The organism is Pseudomonas sp. RT4P38 (genome assembly GCF_054897765.1).
In genome coordinates this window covers 4,697,720-4,716,054 of sequence record NZ_CM142703.1, presented here as the reverse complement: position 1 = coordinate 4,716,054, position 18,335 = coordinate 4,697,720, and the positions used below count along the sequence as shown (strand labels likewise).

Below are 18,335 nucleotides of genomic sequence, written 5' to 3'. Positions count from 1 at the left end.
GGCGCCCGTTAAAAGGCGCCGCGCCAGCCCAGTTTCAAAGGATTTGCGATGAGCAGTAACGCCTCTTTTACGCCGCCCAGCCTGGTGCTCAGCACCCTCGGCTTGTCGCTGGCGACCTTCATGCAGGTGCTCGACACCACCATCGCCAACGTGGCGCTGCCGACGATTTCCGGCAACCTGGGCGTGAGTTCTGAGCAGGGCACCTGGGTGATTACCTCATTCGCCGTCAGCAACGCGATTGCGCTGCCATTGACCGGTTGGCTCAGTCGGCGCTTTGGTGAGGTGAAGCTATTTCTCTGGGCGACAGTCCTGTTCGTGCTGGCCTCGTTTCTCTGCGGTATCTCGACTTCGATGCCGGAGCTGATTGGCTTCCGCGTGCTGCAAGGTCTGGTGGCAGGTCCCCTGTACCCGATGACTCAAACGCTGCTGATTGCCATCTATCCGCCCGCGAGGCGCGGCATGGCCCTGGCATTGCTGGCGATGGTTACGGTGGTCGCGCCGATTGCCGGTCCCATCCTCGGTGGCTGGATTACCGACAGCTATAGCTGGCCGTGGATCTTCTTTATCAACGTGCCGATCGGGATTTTCGCGGTGATGGTGGTGCGTTCGCAGCTCAAGGCGCGGCCGGTGGAAACCAGCTACCAGCCGATGGATTACGTCGGTTTGATCACGCTGATCATTGGCGTCGGCGCATTGCAGGTGATCCTCGACAAGGGCAACGACCTGGATTGGTTCGAGTCGAACTTCATCCTCATTGGCGCGGCCATTTCGGTGATTGCGCTGGCGGTGTTCGTGATCTGGGAAATGACCGACAAACACCCGGTGGTCAATCTGCGGCTGTTCGCTTACCGCAACTTCCGTATCGGCACCATTGTGTTGGTGCTGGGTTACGCCGGGTTCTTCGGCATTAACCTGATCCTGCCGCAATGGCTGCAAACCCAGATGGGTTACACGGCGACCTGGGCTGGGCTGGCGGTAGCGCCGATCGGGATTCTGCCGGTGTTGATGTCGCCGTTTGTCGGCAAGTACGCGCACAAGTTTGATCTGCGGCTGCTGGCCGGTCTGGCGTTTCTGGCGATCGGCCTGAGTTGCTTCATGCGCGCCGGATTTACCAATGAAGTGGACTTCCAGCATATCGCTCTGGTGCAGTTGTTCATGGGGATTGGCGTGGCGCTGTTCTTCATGCCGACCTTGAGCATTTTGATGTCGGACCTGCCGCCGAGCCAGATCGCCGACGGCGCGGGCCTGGCGACGTTTCTGCGGACCTTGGGCGGTAGTTTTGCGGCGTCATTGACGACCTGGATCTGGATTCGCCGGGCGGATCAGCATCATGCCTATATGAGCGAAAGCATCAGCACTTATGAACCCGCGACCCGCGAGGCGCTGAATGCGTTGGGCGGGCCGAGCAACCCGGCCTATGCGCAGCTGGATCATGTACTGACCAGTCAGGCGTACATGCTCTCCACCGTGGATTACTTCACGTTGCTGGGGTGGGCATTCATGGGCTTGATTGTGCTGGTGTGGCTGGCGAAACCGCCGTTTGCGGCGAAGGCGGGGCCTGCTGCCTCCGGTCACTAAGTAACCCCTGTGGGAGCGAGCTTGCTCGCGATGGCGGATTAACATTCAACATCTTTGTTGGTTGATCTACCGCTATCGCGAGCAAGCTCGCTCCCACAGTGTTTTGTACTCGGCCTTCAGATGCCGGGTGCCGCCAGTTGTGGCGGCGGGGCGAAGTCGAATGGGGCAAGCGCAAACCCTTGCTCATCCACCTGCAACGCCCACCCCTGACGATCCCAATCCCCCAACACAATCCGCTTGGCCGCTTGCTCGCCAATCTGCAACTTGTGGATCGCCGGGCGATGGGTATGCCCATGGATCAAGGTCTTCACCCCAAAGGCCTGCATGATCCGCGGCACTTCTTCCGGCGTGACATCCACAATGTCATTGGTCTTCATCCGCGTCTGCGCGCGGCTTTCACTGCGCAGCTTGCGCGCCAGTTTATGGCGAGTCCGCAATGGCAAGTGCCGCAGGATGAACAGGGTGATCGGATTACGCAGATAGCGACGCAGCTTCATATAGGCTTCGTCGCGGGTGCAGAGGCTGTCGCCGTGCATCAATAGCACCGGCTCACCGTAAAACTGCACGACACTCGGGTCTTTCAACAACGTACAGCCGGCCTGTTTACAGAAGGCCTGGCCGAGCATGAAGTCGCGATTGCCGTGCATCAGAAAAATGGCCGTGCCGCTGTCGCTGAGTTCGCGCAGGGCTTGGCAGATGGAACGCTGAAAGGGCGTCATGGCATCGTCGCCAATCCACGCCTCGAAAAAGTCGCCCAGGATGTACAACGCACTCGCCGAGCGGGCGCGTCTGGCGAGCAAATCCAGAAACGCCCGGGTAATGTCCGGGCGCTCCTCTTCCAGATGCAAGTCTGAAATCAGCAGTATCACTCAATGATCTCGGCTTTCTCGATGATCACGTCTTCTGCCGGTACGTCCTGGTGGCCGGACTTCATGGTGGTGGAAACACCTTTGATCTTGTCCACTACGTCGGTGCCTTCAACGACTTTGGCGAATACCGCGTAGCCCCAGCCCTGAGTGGTCTTGGCGCTGTGGTTCAGGAAGCTGTTGTCAGCGACGTTGATGAAGAACTGGGCGGAAGCCGAATGCGGTTCCATGGTGCGAGCCATGGCCACGGTGTACTTCTCGTTCGGCAGGCCGTTGTCGGCTTCGTTCTGGATGCTGCCGCGCTTGTCTTTCTTTTCTTTCATGCCTGGCTCGAAACCGCCGCCCTGGATCATGAAGTTACCGATGACGCGGTGGAAAACCGTGTTTTCGTAGTGACCGGCTTTGACGTACTCGATGAAGTTGGCAACGGTCAGCGGTGCCTTTTCAGCGTTGAGTTCCAGGACGATGTCGCCATGGTTGGTGGTCAGTTTGACTTGGGTCATGATCGGTACTCTTTATATGAATTCGTGGGTTTCGGGGCTTTGCAGCCCTCAACCGGTCCGGCCAATTTTGGCCAAGATGCGCAGTTTAGCGTGCCGGGCGCGAATTTCGAGGCTGTTTTTCATTTGCATCCGATTAAATGCAGCCGTTTTTTAGCCTGCTCTGTCTGCGACTTGACGGCATCGGCTATGATAAGCCCCTTTGATTTAACAGCCGCTTTGATTTGGCCAACTGGCCGCGCACTTGTACGTTCAAGGATCCTATGAGCAAGCCCACTGTCGACCCTACCTCGAATTCCAAGACCGGCCCTGCCGTGCCGGTCAATTTCCTGCGCCCGATCATCCAGGCGGACCTGGACTCGGGTAAGCACACGCAGATCGTCACCCGTTTCCCGCCTGAGCCCAACGGCTACCTGCACATCGGTCACGCCAAGTCGATCTGCGTGAACTTCGGCCTGGCTCAGGAATTTGGCGGCGTCACGCACCTGCGTTTCGACGACACCAACCCGGCCAAGGAAGACCAGGAATACATCGACGCGATCGAAAGCGACGTCAAATGGCTGGGCTTCGAATGGTCCGGTGAAGTGCGCTACGCCTCGCAGTATTTCGACCAGTTGCACGACTGGGCCGTTGAACTGATCAAGGCCGGCAAGGCCTACGTCGATGACCTGAGCCCCGAACAGGCCAAGGAATACCGTGGCAGCCTGACCGAGCCGGGCAAGAACAGCCCGTTCCGCGACCGCTCCGTGGAAGAAAACCTCGACTGGTTCGCCCGTATGAAGGCCGGCGAGTTCAAGGACGGCGCACGCGTGTTGCGGGCCAAGATCGACATGGCCTCGCCGAACATGAACCTGCGCGACCCGATCATGTATCGCATCCGCCACGCTCACCACCACCAGACTGGTGACAAGTGGTGCATCTACCCGAACTACGACTTCACCCACGGTCAGTCGGACGCCATCGAAGGCATCACCCACTCGATCTGCACCCTGGAGTTCGAAAGCCACCGTCCGCTGTACGAATGGTTCCTCGAGAACCTGCCCGTGCCGGCGCAACCGCGTCAGTACGAGTTCAGCCGTCTGAACCTGAACTACACGATCACCAGCAAGCGCAAGCTCAAGCAACTGGTCGATGAAAAGCACGTTCTCGGTTGGGATGATCCGCGCATGTCCACGCTGTCCGGCTTCCGCCGCCGTGGCTACACGCCGAAATCGATCCGCAACTTCTGCGACATGATCGGCACCAACCGTTCCGACGGCGTGGTGGACTTCGGCATGCTCGAATTCAGCATCCGTGACGACCTCGACCACAGCGCCCCGCGTGCCATGTGCGTGCTGCGCCCGCTGAAAGTCGTGATCACCAACTACCCGGAAGGCCAGGTCGAGAACCTCGAATTGGCGTGCCACCCGAAAGAAGACATGGGCGTGCGCGTTCTGCCGTTCGCCCGTGAGATCTACATCGACCGTGAAGACTTCATGGAAGAGCCGCCAAAAGGCTACAAACGCCTGGAACCGAATGGCGAAGTGCGCCTGCGCGGCAGCTATGTGATTCGCGCCGACGAAGCGATCAAGGACGCCGATGGCAACATCGTCGAACTGCGTTGCTCCTACGATCCGGAAACCCTCGGCAAGAACCCTGAAGGCCGCAAGGTCAAAGGCGTCGTGCACTGGGTGCCGGCCGCTGCCAGCGTCGAGTGCGAAGTGCGTCTGTATGATCGCCTGTTCCGTTCGGCCAACCCTGAGAAGGCTGAAGACAGCGCCAGTTTCCTGGACAACATCAACCCTGACTCGCTGCAAGTCCTCACCGGTTGTCGTGCCGAGCCTTCGCTGGGCAATGCACAGCCGGAAGACCGTTTCCAGTTCGAGCGCGAAGGTTACTTCTGCGTGGATATCAAGGACTCGAAACCAGGTTCTCCGGTGTTCAACCGTACCGTGACCTTGCGTGATTCGTGGGGCCAGTGATTCAAGGAAACTAAAGTGCTTACGATCTACAACACGCTCACCAAGAGCAAAGAAGTTTTCAAGCCGCTGGATGGCAACAATGTGCGCATGTACGTCTGCGGGATGACCGTGTACGACTACTGCCACATTGGCCACGGCCGCAGCATGGTTGCGTTCGACCTGGTAACCCGCTGGTTGCGGTTCAGCGGTTACAACCTGACCTACGTGCGCAACATTACCGACATCGAAGACAAGATCATCAATCGAGCCAAAGAGAACGGCGAGCCGTTCGACGTGCTGACCGAGCGCATGATCACCGCGATGCACGAGGACGAGGCGCGCCTCAACATCCTCAAGCCGGACATGGAGCCGCGGGCCACCGATCATATCCCCGGCATGCTGAGCATGATTCAGACCTTGATCGACAAGGGTTACGCCTACGCACCGGGCAATGGCGACGTGTATTACCGCGTCGCCAAGTTCATGGGCTACGGCAAGCTGTCGCGCAAGAAAATCGAAGACCTGCGCATTGGCGCGCGGATCGAAGTTGACGAATCGAAGCAGGACCCGCTGGACTTCGTGCTGTGGAAGGGCGCCAAGCCGGGCGAACCGAGCTGGGAATCGCCGTGGGGCGCCGGGCGTCCGGGCTGGCACATCGAGTGCTCGGTGATGTCGACTTGCTGCCTCGGCGAGACCTTCGATATTCATGGCGGCGGCAGCGACCTCGAGTTCCCGCACCATGAAAACGAAATCGCCCAGAGCGAAGCGGCCACTGGCAAGACTTACGCCAACGCGTGGATGCATTGCGGCATGATTCGCATCAACGGCGAGAAGATGTCCAAGTCCTTGAACAACTTCTTCACCATTCGCGACGTGCTGGAAAAGTACCACCCGGAAGTCGTGCGTTATCTGCTGGTGTCGAGCCACTACCGCAGCGCGATCAACTATTCGGAAGACAACCTCAAGGACGCCAAAGGCGCGCTCGAGCGTTTCTACCATGCGTTGAAAGGCCTGCCTAACGTGGCGCCGGCCGGTGGCGAAGCCTTTGTCGAGCGTTTCACTCAGGTGATGAACGACGACTTTGGCACGCCGGAAGCGTGCGCGGTATTGTTCGAGATGGTTCGCGAAATCAACCGTCTGCGTGAGAGCGATCTCGAGGCGGCGGCAGGTTTGGCGGCGCGCTTGAAGGAATTGGCCAGTGTCTTGGGTGTGTTGCAGCTCGAAGCTGATGACTTCCTGCAGGCCGGTGCTGAAGGGCGGGTTGATGCGGCTGAGGTTGATGCGCTGATCCAGGCTCGTTTGACCGCTCGTGCCAACAAGGACTGGGCCGAATCCGACCGCATCCGCGACCAACTCACCGCCATGGGCGTAGTGCTGGAAGACGGGAAGGGCGGGACGACCTGGCGATTGGCTGACTGAGTGCTTCGCTGACTACAAAACAAAACCCGCCTTGTGCGGGTTTTTGTTTATGCGCAGGGGCGAAAATGCGGCGGTGCCCCGACCGACGTCATCGCGAGCAAGCTCGCTCCCACCTTGGTCGGAGGTGGAATCCGGTTTTGTGTACCACACAAATCCCTTGTGGGAGCGAGCTTGCTCGCGATGGCCTCAAGCCGAACACCGCCGGTGCGGCTCGCTCGTCATTCGGTCTGGCGCAACCGCTTATAAAGGGTATTGCGGCTAACCCCGAGTCTGCGGGCCAAGTGCGAGATATTGCCTCCGGCCGCCTGCAGCTGCCGATTCAAGTCCTCAGCGTCATTCAAATCCACCGCCAGCGGCTCCGGCGAATCCACCCGCTCCATCTCCATATCCACAAAAAAATCATCCGGCAAATGCTCCGGCCGCACCGGTTGTTCCTCGGCCATCGCCAGCGCCACCTGCATCACGCTGCTGACCTGGCGCAGATTCCCCGGCCACGGATGGCGGCTGAACAATTCCATCACCTCATGGCTCAATCCAGCCCACTGGCTCGGCTCACGGTGTTGCTCCCACAAGCGATTGAACAGTGCTTGTTTATCGCTGCGTTCCCTTAGCGGCGGTAACTCCAGCGTCAAACCACCAATCCGGTAATAGAGATCTTCACGAAACCGCCCGAGCTGAACCTGCTCGCGCAACGAGCGGTTGGTTGCCGAAATAATCCGGATATCCACCGGGAACAACTCGCTGCTGCCCACCGGTTGCACGCAACGCTCCTGCAACACTCGCAGCAGTCGAGCCTGAGTCGGCAACGGCATGTCACCGATTTCATCAAGGAACAGGGTGCCTTTGTCAGCCTTGCGGATCAGCCCGATGCTGCCTTTCAGGTTGGCGCCGGTGAATGCGCCTTTTTCGTAGCCAAACAGCTCGGACTCCACCAGTTCGGCGGGGATGGCCGCACAGTTGACGGCAATGAAAGGTTTTTTGCTCCGAGAGCTGGCCTGATGCAGGGCTTTGACGAAGACCTCCTTGCCGACCCCGGTTTCGCCGTGGATCAACAACGGAATGTCTTTTTCCAGCAAACGCTCAGCCTGGCGCACGGCTTTTTCCACGCGACTGTCGCCAAAATGCAGGGTGTTCAGGCTGATCACCGTCGGAGCCGAAACGGCAGGTTCGACAAACACCCGCGCCTGAATCACCGCCTGTTTCGGCCGCTTCAACAGGCACTGAAAGCGGTTGCGTCCCGAGGTTTGCAAGGCGAAGGGCAGGTCGTCCGGCTGGTTCAGCAACTCCAGCAGCGAGACTTTGAACAGGCTTTCGACGCTGCCCCGCGACAGGCTGATGCCCAGCAGATTGTCGGCCCGGCGGTTGGCCGACAGCACCTGGCCAGTCTCGTCGAAGATCAGCAGGCCGGCCCATTGGCTGTCCAGGTTGTTCAGTCCGGTGTTGAAGGTCAGTTGGAAATGCTGGCCATGGAACAGGTTGAGGATCAGCCGGTTTTCCACAGTCTGACTCATCATTTTGACCATGCCGAGGGTGTGGGACGGCGGCAGGTAGCTGTCGCTGGACACATCGAGCACCGCGATGACCTTGCGCTCGGCGTCGAAAATCGGTGCGGCGGAACCGGTCATGAAACGGTTGGCCTTGAGGAAATGTTCATCGTGCTCGATGTGCACCGCCTGCTCGCAGGCCAGCGCGGTGCCGATGGCATTGGTGCCGCTGCAACGTTCCATCCAGCTGGCGCCGGCGCTGAAACCGCGGGTCAGGCTAGGCTCGATGAAGCGCTGAGTGCCCCACGAGGTCAGCACTTGGCCCTGATTGTCGGCGAGCATGATCAGGCAATTTGAGTTGCTGAGGATGTTTTCGTAATACGGCAGGACTTCCTGATGAGTGGTTTGCACCAGTGAATGCTGGCTCTCCAGCAATTGCGCGATGCCCTCGGCCGGCAGTTGGTCGAACGCCGGGGCGCTTTGATGATTGAGACCGAACGCGCGGCAACGGGACCAGGAATCCTGGATGATGGCGTCGTGGGACAAAACGGGGGCAGGTGCGGCCATGACAGTCAGCCTCTGAACAACGCTTTTATTGTTGTTATAGGTGTTCCCTTGTGGGAGCGAGCTTGCTCGCGATGGCGGAGGGTCAGTCGACATCAATTTTGCCTGACCCACCGTCATCGCGAGCAAGTTCGCTCCCACAGGTTTTGCAATTCTTGCTTTGCTTCATGGAAGGCAAGGAACCGTGAACAGTCCGTAGAGTGTTGTTCACTATTGTTCATTGTCAACCGCCGGATTGTTCAATTGTTCAACCGCGGTTGTTCATTTCTGTTCAGCAACGAACGCGGTTGCTCCTCCACTAGAAGGATTTTCAATTCGTATCAAAGGCTTGGAATTTCTGGCACGAATGTCGCTCTGTAGCTCCGGTCGCTTGACTCCAATAATAAAAAGGCCGAGCCATGTCATTAACCCTGGAGCACGTCAGCCGCACCGTCGAGGGCCAGACCTGGATCGACGATGCGTGCCTTAGTTTCGAAGCCGGATCCTTCAACGTTTTGCTCGGGCGCACGCTGTCCGGCAAAACCAGTCTCATGCGCCTGATGGCCGGTCTGGACAAGCCCGACAGCGGCCGAATCCTGATGAACGGTGTCGACGTTACCCAGCGCCCGGTGCGTTTGCGCAACGTGTCGATGGTCTATCAGCAGTTCATCAACTACCCGACCATGACGGTGTTCGAGAACATCGCCTCGCCGTTGCGCCAGGGCGGTGTGTCCAATGAGCTGATCCAGAGCAAAGTGCTGGAAACCGCGAAGATGTTGCGCATTGAGAAGTTCCTCCAGCGCCATCCCCTCGAACTCTCCGGTGGTCAGCAACAGCGCACGGCGATGGCCCGGGCGCTGGTCAAGGACGCCGAGCTGATCCTGTTTGACGAGCCGCTGGTGAACCTCGACTACAAACTGCGCGAAGAACTGCGTCAGGAAATGCGCGAGCTGTTCAAGGCTCACCACACCATCGCCATCTACGCCACCACCGAACCCAACGAAGCCCTGGCCCTGGGCGGCACCACCACCATTCTTCACGAGGGCAGGGTGATTCAAAGCGGCAAGGCTTCCGAGGTTTATCACCAGCCGCAAACCGTGCTGGCGGCGGAGTTGTTCTCCGAGCCGCCGATCAACCTGATGCCGGGGCGTATCGCCGGCAACGAAGTCAGTTTCGCCAATTTCGTGCACTTCCCGCTGAACGTCGATCTGCGGCCGGTGGGCGAGGGCGAGTTCCGCTTTGGCGTGCGGCCCAGCCATATTTCGCTGGTGCCGAGCAACGACGATGATCTGGAGCTGGCGGTGACCGTCGAGGTGGCCGAGATCAGCGGTTCGGAAACCTTCCTGCACGTGCGCAACGAGCATTTCTTGTTGGTGCTGCACTTGCCGGGCGTCCACGAATACGACGTCGATGCGCCGATTCGCATCTATATCCCGACCCATAAATTGTTTGTGTTCGATAGTCAGGGACGGCTGGTCCAGGCGCCCGGTCGCCGTATCGCGAGGGTTGCCTGATGGCCGAAATTCGTTTGCAACACCTCGCGCACAGTTACACCCGCACGCCGAGCGGCCCCGAGGATTACGCGATTCGCGAGATGGATCACGTCTGGGAACAGGGCGGTGCCTATGCCTTGCTCGGGCCATCGGGTTGCGGAAAGTCGACCTTGCTCAACATCATCTCCGGGTTGCTCAGCCCGTCTCAGGGGCAGGTGCTGTTCGATAATAAAGTGGTTAATGACCTGACCCCGGAAAAGCGCAACATCGCCCAGGTTTTCCAGTTTCCGGTGGTCTACGACACCATGACGGTGTTCGACAACCTGGCTTTTCCGCTGCGCAATCAGGGCATGGCCGAGGCGAAAATTCACAGCAAGGTGCAGGAAATCGCCGAAGTACTCGACCTCCAGGCGTTGCTGAGCAAGAAGGCGCGCAATCTCACGGCGGATGAAAAGCAGAAAGTCTCCATGGGCCGTGGGTTGGTGCGCGATGACGTCTCGGCGATCCTGTTCGATGAACCGCTGACGGTGATCGACCCACACCTGAAGTGGAAGCTGCGGCGCAAGCTCAAGCAGATCCACGAGCAGTTCAACATCACCATGGTCTACGTCACTCACGATCAGCTCGAAGCCTCGACCTTCGCCGACAAGATCGCGGTGATGTACGGCGGGCAGATTGTGCAATTCGGTACGCCGCGAGAACTGTTCGAGCGACCGAGCCACACCTTTGTCGGCTATTTCATCGGCAGTCCGGGGATGAACCTGATCGAGGTTCAGCCGCAGCCAGGCGGTGTCGGTTTTGCTTCGACCCATTTGCCGCTGTCGGACGCCCAGCAGAAACGTGTCGCCGAGTCCGAGTGGCACACCCTGAAGGTCGGTATCCGTCCGGAGTTCGTCCATGTGTGGGACGAACCCTTTGATGACGCGATGCAGGCACAGGTCGTACACGTCGAAGACCTCGGGACCTACAAGATCATGACCCTGAACCTCGACGGCGCGCCGCTGAAAGTGCGCCTGGCCGAAGACAAGCCAGTGCCTGAGGGAACCGCCTACATCAGCTTCCCGGCCCAGTGGTTGATGGTGTATGCCGACGATTACCTGCTGGAGACGCAGCCATGAACAAGGTGCAGAACAACAAGGCCTGGTGGTTGGTGTTGCCGGTGTTTTTGCTGGTGGCGTTCAGTGCGGTGATCCCGATGATGACCGTGGTCAACTACTCGGTGCAGGACATCTTCGACCAGTCCAGCCGCTACTTTGTCGGCGCCGACTGGTACCGGCAAGTGCTGCTCGATCCGCGCCTGCATGACTCGTTGCTGCGCCAGTTCATCTACTCGGGCTGTGTGCTGCTGATCGAAATCCCGCTGGGTATCGCCATCGCCCTGACCATGCCGACCAAGGGCCGCTGGTCGTCGGTGGTGCTGATCATTCTGGCGATCCCGTTGCTGATTCCGTGGAACGTAGTCGGCACCATTTGGCAGATCTTCGGTCGGGCGGACATTGGTTTGCTCGGCGCAAGCCTCAAGGCCATGGGTCTGAACTACAACTACGCGTCCAACACCATGGACGCTTGGGTCACGGTGCTGGTGATGGACGTCTGGCACTGGACGTCGTTGGTGGCGCTGTTGTGTTTCTCGGGGCTGCGGGCGATCCCGGACGTCTATTACCAGGCGACACGGATTGATCGCGCGTCGGCCTGGGCAGTTTTCCGACATATCCAGTTGCCCAAGCTCAAGAGCGTGTTGCTGATCGCGGTGATGCTGCGGTTCATGGACAGTTTCATGATCTACACCGAGCCGTTCGTGCTGACCGGTGGCGGGCCCGGTAATGCCACGACCTTCCTCAGTCAGACTTTGACGCAGATGGCGATTGGGCAGTTCGACCTCGGCCCGGCGGCGGCTTTCTCGCTGGTGTACTTCCTGATCATCCTGTTGGTGTCCTGGCTGTTCTACACCGCCATGACTCACTCTGACGCCAACCGCTGAGGTCCGCCATGAGCAAAAGAAAGCTGATCCCATTGCTGATCTACATCCTGTTCCTGCTGGTGCCGATCTACTGGCTGCTAAACATGTCCTTCAAGAGCAACACCGAAATCCTCAGCGGGCTGACGCTGTTTCCGCAGGATTTTACCTTCGCCAACTACAAGGTGATCTTCACCGATCCGGCCTGGTACACCGGTTACCTCAACTCGCTGTACTACGTGAGTCTGAACACGGTCATCTCCCTGAGCGTGGCGCTGCCGGCAGCCTATGCGTTTTCACGCTATCGGTTCCTCGGCGACAAGCACCTGTTCTTCTGGCTCTTGACCAACCGCATGGCGCCACCGGCGGTGTTTCTGCTGCCGTTCTTCCAGCTGTATTCCTCGATTGGTTTGTTCGACACCCACATCGCCGTCGCGTTGGCTCATTGCTTGTTTAACGTGCCGTTGGCGGTGTGGATCCTCGAAGGTTTCATGTCCGGCGTGCCCAAGGAGATCGACGAAACCGCCTACATTGATGGCTACAGTTTTCCCAAGTTCTTCGTGAAGATTTTCGTTCCGCTGATTGGCTCCGGGATCGGTGTCACCGCATTTTTCTGCTTCATGTTTTCCTGGGTCGAACTGCTGCTGGCGCGAACGCTGACGTCGGTGAATGCCAAACCGATTGCGGCGGTGATGACGCGCACGGTCTCGGCGTCCGGCATTGACTGGGGCGTGCTGGCGGCGGCGGGGGTGTTGACCATCCTGCCGGGCATGCTGGTGATCTGGTTTGTTCGCAACCACGTGGCCAAGGGCTTTGCCCTGGGCCGGGTCTGAGGAGCTGATGATGGAATGGATGAGTTGGACCACCCCCACAGCAGCGTTCTTTATCGTCATTGGCCTGATTCTGGTGGGCATGACGACGTGGGAATTGCGTTCGCCGAGCATACTTCGGCGTGGTTTGTTGCCGATTGCCACCACCCGTGGCGATCGCTTGTTTATCGGTCTTCTCGGCAGCGCCTACCTGCATTTGCTGGTAATCGGCGTCACCGACTGGAGCATCTGGGTGGCGTCCGCGTTGTCCCTGGTGTGGCTGTTGGCTGTGATGCGTTGGGGCTAGTCGAATCGCTCGGCAAAGTTGCTCCGAAACTCAATAAGGAGGTCTCTATGTTCGACAAAAACAATAAGCTGCGACATAGCGTTTCATTGGCAGCCATGCTGGCACTCAGCGGTTTGAGCGCTTCGGCCTGGGCCGATGCCTATGAAGACGCCGCGAAGAAATGGATCGGCAGCGAATTCAAGCCGTCCACGCTGACGGCCGATCAACAACTGGAAGAGCTGAAGTGGTTCATCAAGGCGGCCGAGCCGTTTCGCGGGATGAACATCAAAGTGGTGTCGGAAACCATCGCCACCCACGAATACGAGTCCAAAGTGCTGGCCAAAGCCTTTACCGAGATCACCGGGATCAAGCTGACTCACGACTTGCTGCAGGAAGGCGACGTGGTTGAAAAGCTGCAGACCCAGATGCAATCGGACAAAAACATCTATGACGGCTGGGTCAACGACTCGGACCTGATCGGTACGCACTTTCGTTACGGCAAGACCGAATCGATCACCGATCTGATGGCCAACGAAGGCAAGGCTTACACCTCGCCGACGCTGGACATTAAAGACTTCATTGGCATCTCGTTCACTACCGCGCCGGACGGTAAGATCTATCAACTGCCCGACCAGCAGTTCGCCAACCTCTATTGGTTCCGCGCGGACTGGTTCGAGCGGGCGGATTTGAAAGCAAAATTCAAAGAAAAGTACGGCTACGAGTTGGGCGTACCGGTGAACTGGTCGGCCTATGAAGACATCGCCAAGTTCTTCAGCGAAGACGTCAAGGAAATCGACGGCAAACGCGTCTACGGCCACATGGACTACGGCAAGAAAGACCCGTCTCTAGGCTGGCGCTTCACAGATGCCTGGTTCTCCATGGCCGGTGCTGGCGACAAAGGCATACCCAATGGCTTGCCGGTGGACGAGTGGGGCATCCGCGTCGAGGACTGCCATCCGGTCGGTTCCAGCGTGACCCGCGGCGGCGACACCAACGGCCCGGCGGCAGTGTATGCGACCACCAAATACGTTGACTGGATGAAAAAATATGCGCCACCGGAAGCGGCGGGCATGACCTTCTCCGAGTCTGGCCCGGTGCCGTCCCAGGGCAACATCGCCCAGCAGATCTTCTGGTACACCGCGTTTACCGCCGACATGACCAAACCGGGCCTGCCGGTGATGAATACCGACGGCACGCCGAAATGGCGGATGGCGCCGTCGCCAAAAGGCCCGTACTGGGAAGAGGGTATGAAGCTCGGTTATCAGGACGCCGGTTCCTGGACCTTCCTCAAATCCACGCCCGAGAAGCAAAAACTGGCGGCCTGGCTGTACGCGCAGTTCGTGACCTCGAAAACCGTGTCGCTGAAGAAAACCATCGTCGGCCTGACTCCGATCCGCGAGTCGGACATCAACTCGCAAGCCATGACCGACCTGGCGCCGAAACTCGGTGGGCTGGTGGAGTTCTACCGCAGCCCGGCCCGCGTGCAATGGACCCCGACCGGCACCAACGTGCCGGACTATCCACGTCTGGCGCAACTGTGGTGGAGCCACATCGCGGAAGCCGCCAGCGGCGAGAAAACCCCGCAACAGGCGCTGGATGGATTGGCCAAGGATCAGGACGCGATCATGACCCGTCTGGAACGCTCGAAAGCGCAAGCCACCTGCGCACCGAAAATGAACCCCGAGCGCGACGCGCAGTACTGGTTGGACCAACCGGGTGCACCGAAGCCGAAACTGGCGAACGAGAAGCCTAAAGGTGAAACCGTGAGCTATGCCGAACTGCTGAAATCGTGGGAGGCGGCGCGTAAATAACATCTGAGTTGTGAAACGCAAACGGCACCGCAAGGTGCCGTTTTTGTTTGTGCCTGTCCCGCCGCCTTCGCGAGCAAGCTCGCTCCCACAGTAGTTCGGTGTTGTTCACAAATAGTGTGTTCACAGCTGATCCACTGTGGGAGCGAGCTTGCTCGCGATGGGGCCATCCCAGCCACAAAACTTCTCCAGCTCGATCAAACAACTGGGTGTGGAGCAAAAGCACTTTTCCTTAAGTGCCTTCGAAAGCACTGAGCATGTCATCCGGCAGTGGCGCATCAACATCTTCAGGAAGAACCAGCTTGCCTTTCATCGCTCCGATACGCAGGGAGCGTGGATTTCCAACAGGTAACAGGCGCTCAGCGGCCAAAGCATCGAAGCCTTCTACCAATTCTAAAAAAATGTCACGTTTCATTATTCGTTCTCGCCTCGATTGCTTTATCCAGCAGTCACTCAAGATAGAGCCAAGTGCTCAACGCTGGCTGTAGGACGCGGCGGATAGTCCGGCGAGAGCTTTCGGGGATTGCGAGAGGAGGGGAGTGCAGCGGTAACAAATCGTACAGATGCAAAAACGGCACCCGAAGGTGCCGTTTCTGTTTTCTACCGAGTGTCGCTTAAGCGATCAACCCGCCAACCCCGCCTGCTGAACCAGGATCAGCAACGGCTGCGGATACAGCCCGAGGAAGAACGCCAGTGCAGCGATTGCCAGCAGCATCACGCCGCCTGCACGTTGTTCCCAGTGCAGTTGCGCATCGTGGCGACGCAGGTTTGGTTCGATCAGGAACAGGGTGACCATGACGCGCAGGTAGTAGAAGACGCCGATGGCGCTGCCCAGTACCAGGGAACCGACCAGCCACCATTGTTGTGACTCGACACCGGTAGCGATGATGTAGAACTTGCCGATGAAGCCTGCGGTCAGCGGGATGCCGGCCAGGGACAGCATCATCACGGTCAGTACGGCGGTCAGGTACGGACGGCGCCAGAACAGGCCGCGGTATTCGTACAGGGCATCCGCATCACGGCCGTTGTACGGCGAGGACATCAGGGTGATCACGCCGAACGCGCCGAGGCTGGTAATCACGTAGGTGACCAGGTACACGCCGATGGCTTCCACGGCCAGACCCTTGCTCGCCACCAGGGCGATCAGCAGGTAACCGAAGTGAGCGATGGACGAGTAACCCAGCAGACGCTTGAGGTTGCTTTGGGTCAGTGCCAGCAGGTTACCGAACAGGATCGACGCAATGGCAATGATGGTCAGCACGTCGCTCAGTACACCGCTGCTTGCCGCCGGCGAGATCTGGAACAGACGCACCATCACCGCGAACACGGCGACTTTCGACGCGGTGGCCAGGAACGCCGCCACCGGTGCCGGAGCACCTTCGTAAACGTCCGGGGTCCAGAGGTGAAACGGTACCAGCGACAGCTTGAACGCCAGGCCGATCAACATCATGCCCAAGCCCAGTTGAGCCAAAGAACTTGGCAGGCCGGTGGCCGCCAGGGCCTGACCGATGCCGTTGAAGCTCAGGGTGCCGGCATCGGCGTAGAGCAGGGCCATACCGAACAACAGGAACGCGGAACCGGCGGCCGACAGCACCATGTACTTGATACCGGCTTCCAGCGAACGCTTGTTGAAGAAGGCATAAGCCACCAGACCGTAGACCGGTACCGAGAGCAGTTCCAGACCAATGAACAACCCGGCCAGGTGCTGCGCGCTGACCAGCACCAGGCCACCGGCGGCGGCCATCAGGATCAGCAGGTAAAGTTCTTCACGGTTGCCCGGGTAACCCGAGCCGCCATCGCCGAGGTAGGCGTGGGCGAGGGTCACACAAGCGAGGGTGGCGACCAGGATCAGCGCCATGTACAAGCAAGCGAAGGTGTCGATTTGCAGCAATGGAGTCACGGCCAGAGGCGCGACTTTCAGGGCTGGCAGGATCGACAGCAACGCCAGGTTCAGACCCGCCACGGAAATCAGGAAGGTCTGCGAGTGGTTGCGGCGCCAGGCGATCGCCAGCATCACCACGATGATCGTGACGCTGGTGATCAACAACGGCGCAAGCGCGATAAAGTGTTGAGTCGTGAATTCCATAGCGCTCTTACCGGGCCGAAGCGAGTTGAGTGAAGGCGGTGCCGAGCCATTGCTGCACGCCATGCATCGTCGCAGCAGAGGTATCGAGGAACGGTTGCGGGTACACGCCGATGTAAATCAGCAACGCTGCCAGACCGACCACCATGATCAGTTCGCGACTATCCATGCCATGCAGCACCACGTCCGATTTGGACGGGCCGAAGTAGGCACGGTGGATCATGATCAGCGAGTAGACCGAACCGAACACCAGACCGGACGTCGCGATGATAGTGATCCATGGGGCGGCTGGGAACGTGCCGATCAGGATCAGGAATTCGCCGACGAAGTTACCGGTCGCCGGCAAGCCCAGGGAGGCCGCCGCGAAGAACATACTGACGCCTGGCAGGTAGGCGATCTTCGACCACAGGCCACCCATTTCACGCATGTCGCGAGTGTGAGTTCGCTCGTAGAGCTGGCCACACAGGATAAAGAGTGCCGCGGCCGACAGGCCGTGCGCGAGCATCTGCATCACCGCGCCCTGCAGCGCCAGTTGGCTGCCGGAGTAGATGCCGATCAGCACGAAGCCCATGTGCGAAACACTGGAGTACGCGACCAGACGCTTGATGTCAGTTTGCGCGAACGCCAGGAACGCACCGTAGAAGATCCCGATCAGACCGAGGGTCATGGCGATCGGCGCAAACTCGGCCGAGGCATTCGGGAACAGCGGCAGGGCGAAACGCAGCAGACCGTAAGCCGCCGTTTTCAACAAGATACCGGCCAGGTCGACCGAACCCGCCGTTGGCGCCTGGGCGTGAGCATCAGGCAACCAGGAGTGGAACGGCACGACTGGCAACTTGACCGCGAAGGCGATGAAGAAGCCGAGCATCAGGATGTACTCGGTGGTCAGCGACATCTTGGTTTTCAACAGATCGGCGTAGTTGAACGTAATCACGCCGGTGTCGTTGAAGTTGACCAGTACCAGACCCAGGATCGCCACCAACATGATCAGGCCGGAAGCCTGAGTGAAGATGAAGAACTTGGTCGCCGCGTAGATCCGGGTTTTCTTGCCGTCCGAAGAACTGTGACCCCAGAGCGCGATGAGGAAGTACATCGGCACCAGCATCATTTCCCAGAAGAAGAAGAACATGAACAGGTCGAGGGCGAGGAACACGCCGACGACACCGCCCAGGATCCACATCAGGTTCAAGTGGAAGAAGCCAACGTGACGCTGGATCTCTTTCCACGAGCAGAGTACCGAGAGGATACCCAGCAGGCCGGTCAGCAGGATCATCAACAGCGACAGGCCGTCGAGGGCCAGGTGCACGCTGATGCCGAAGCGCTCGATCCAGAGGTGCTTGAACTCAAGCACCCAGGTCGGATCGGCGCCAGGCGCCGGGGCAAATGAATAGTCACCGTTAGCCCACAGCCAGAGGCCGAGGGAGAGCAACAGGGACATGGTGATCAGCGCAATCCAGCGGGGGAGGGTAGCGCCGAAGCGCTCACCCATCCAGCACAGCAGGCCGCCGATGAAGGGGATCAGGATTAGCCAAGGCAGAATCATGACGGGCTCAATTCCTTTCGCAAGTT

The 18,335-nt window shown here is 59.0% G+C and carries 15 protein-coding genes; 9 read left to right on the top strand and 6 right to left on the bottom strand.

Annotated elements, in window-relative coordinates:
- Positions 1–48 precede the first annotated feature (48 nt).
- Positions 49–1,578, top strand: coding sequence for a DHA2 family efflux MFS transporter permease subunit (locus ACYZT7_RS21825; RefSeq protein WP_462038185.1), 1,530 nt, complete (start codon positions 49–51; stop codon positions 1,576–1,578).
- 116 nt (positions 1,579–1,694) lie between these two features.
- Here ACYZT7_RS21825 and lpxH read toward each other — a convergent pair whose 3' ends face one another.
- Positions 1,695–2,447, bottom strand: coding sequence for a UDP-2,3-diacylglucosamine diphosphatase (gene lpxH / locus ACYZT7_RS21820; protein WP_462038184.1), 753 nt, complete (start codon positions 2,445–2,447; stop codon positions 1,695–1,697).
- Positions 2,444–2,947: a peptidylprolyl isomerase gene (locus tag ACYZT7_RS21815; RefSeq protein ID WP_462038183.1), complete on the bottom strand. Its 504-nt coding sequence runs from the start codon at positions 2,945–2,947 to the stop codon at positions 2,444–2,446. The genes lpxH and ACYZT7_RS21815 overlap by 4 nt, the downstream gene beginning before the upstream one ends.
- Before the next feature lie 260 nt (positions 2,948–3,207).
- Between ACYZT7_RS21815 and ACYZT7_RS21810 the strand changes: the two genes are divergently transcribed.
- Together ACYZT7_RS21810 and cysS are read left to right on the top strand one after the other, a co-directional pair.
- Positions 3,208–4,905: a glutamine--tRNA ligase/YqeY domain fusion protein gene (locus ACYZT7_RS21810; RefSeq protein ID WP_462038182.1), complete on the top strand. Its 1,698-nt coding sequence runs from the start codon at positions 3,208–3,210 to the stop codon at positions 4,903–4,905.
- Positions 4,906–4,920: 15 nt separating this feature from the next.
- Entirely contained in the window at positions 4,921–6,303 is a 1,383-nt protein-coding gene (gene cysS, locus ACYZT7_RS21805; protein WP_462038181.1) for a cysteine--tRNA ligase, read from the top strand.
- A 218-nt stretch (positions 6,304–6,521) separates the two neighbouring features.
- Here the strand turns inward: cysS and ACYZT7_RS21800 are convergent, their stop codons facing one another.
- Positions 6,522–8,354 (bottom strand): sigma-54-dependent Fis family transcriptional regulator, encoded by a 1,833-nt coding sequence (locus tag ACYZT7_RS21800; RefSeq protein WP_462038180.1) that lies wholly within the window; start codon positions 8,352–8,354, stop codon positions 6,522–6,524.
- A 395-nt stretch (positions 8,355–8,749) separates the two neighbouring features.
- Between ACYZT7_RS21800 and ACYZT7_RS21795 the strand changes: the two genes are divergently transcribed.
- Genes ACYZT7_RS21795 through ACYZT7_RS21770 form a run of 6 tightly spaced genes read left to right on the top strand, consistent with a single transcriptional unit; the run spans position 8,750 to position 14,686 of the window.
- Entirely contained in the window at positions 8,750–9,844 is a 1,095-nt protein-coding gene (locus tag ACYZT7_RS21795; protein WP_462038179.1) for an ABC transporter ATP-binding protein, read from the top strand.
- A complete protein-coding gene (locus ACYZT7_RS21790) occupies positions 9,844–10,941 on the top strand; it encodes an ABC transporter ATP-binding protein (protein ID WP_462038178.1) in 1,098 nt (365 codons plus the stop codon). Before ACYZT7_RS21795 ends, ACYZT7_RS21790 begins: the two co-directional genes overlap by 1 nt.
- Positions 10,938–11,804 carry a carbohydrate ABC transporter permease gene (locus ACYZT7_RS21785; protein WP_462038177.1) on the top strand — a complete coding sequence of 289 codons (867 nt, stop codon included), beginning with the start codon at positions 10,938–10,940 and terminating at the stop codon, positions 11,802–11,804. Before ACYZT7_RS21790 ends, ACYZT7_RS21785 begins: the two co-directional genes overlap by 4 nt.
- Before the next feature lie 8 nt (positions 11,805–11,812).
- Positions 11,813–12,613 carry a carbohydrate ABC transporter permease gene (locus tag ACYZT7_RS21780; protein WP_017339615.1) on the top strand — a complete coding sequence of 267 codons (801 nt, stop codon included), beginning with the start codon at positions 11,813–11,815 and terminating at the stop codon, positions 12,611–12,613.
- Positions 12,614–12,623: 10 nt separating this feature from the next.
- The gene (locus ACYZT7_RS21775) at positions 12,624–12,896 is read left to right on the top strand and encodes a DUF2160 domain-containing protein (protein ID WP_449644666.1); all 273 of its coding nucleotides are present in this window, start codon (positions 12,624–12,626) and stop codon (positions 12,894–12,896) included.
- A 47-nt stretch (positions 12,897–12,943) separates the two neighbouring features.
- Positions 12,944–14,686: an ABC transporter substrate-binding protein gene (locus ACYZT7_RS21770; protein WP_462038176.1), complete on the top strand. Its 1,743-nt coding sequence runs from the start codon at positions 12,944–12,946 to the stop codon at positions 14,684–14,686.
- A gap of 229 nt (positions 14,687–14,915) precedes the next feature.
- Here the strand turns inward: ACYZT7_RS21770 and ACYZT7_RS21765 are convergent, their stop codons facing one another.
- The 3 genes from ACYZT7_RS21765 to nuoM all read right to left on the bottom strand — a co-directional run bounded on the left by ACYZT7_RS21765 (position 14,916) and on the right by nuoM (position 18,309).
- Positions 14,916–15,098, bottom strand: a complete 183-nt coding sequence (locus tag ACYZT7_RS21765) for a hypothetical protein (protein ID WP_462038175.1) — start codon at positions 15,096–15,098, stop codon at positions 14,916–14,918.
- 207 nt (positions 15,099–15,305) lie between these two features.
- Entirely contained in the window at positions 15,306–16,769 is a 1,464-nt protein-coding gene (gene nuoN / locus ACYZT7_RS21760) for an NADH-quinone oxidoreductase subunit NuoN (protein WP_462038174.1), read from the bottom strand.
- 7 nt (positions 16,770–16,776) lie between these two features.
- Entirely contained in the window at positions 16,777–18,309 is a 1,533-nt protein-coding gene (gene nuoM, locus ACYZT7_RS21755; protein ID WP_462038173.1) for an NADH-quinone oxidoreductase subunit M, read from the bottom strand.
- Positions 18,310–18,335 lie beyond the last annotated feature (26 nt).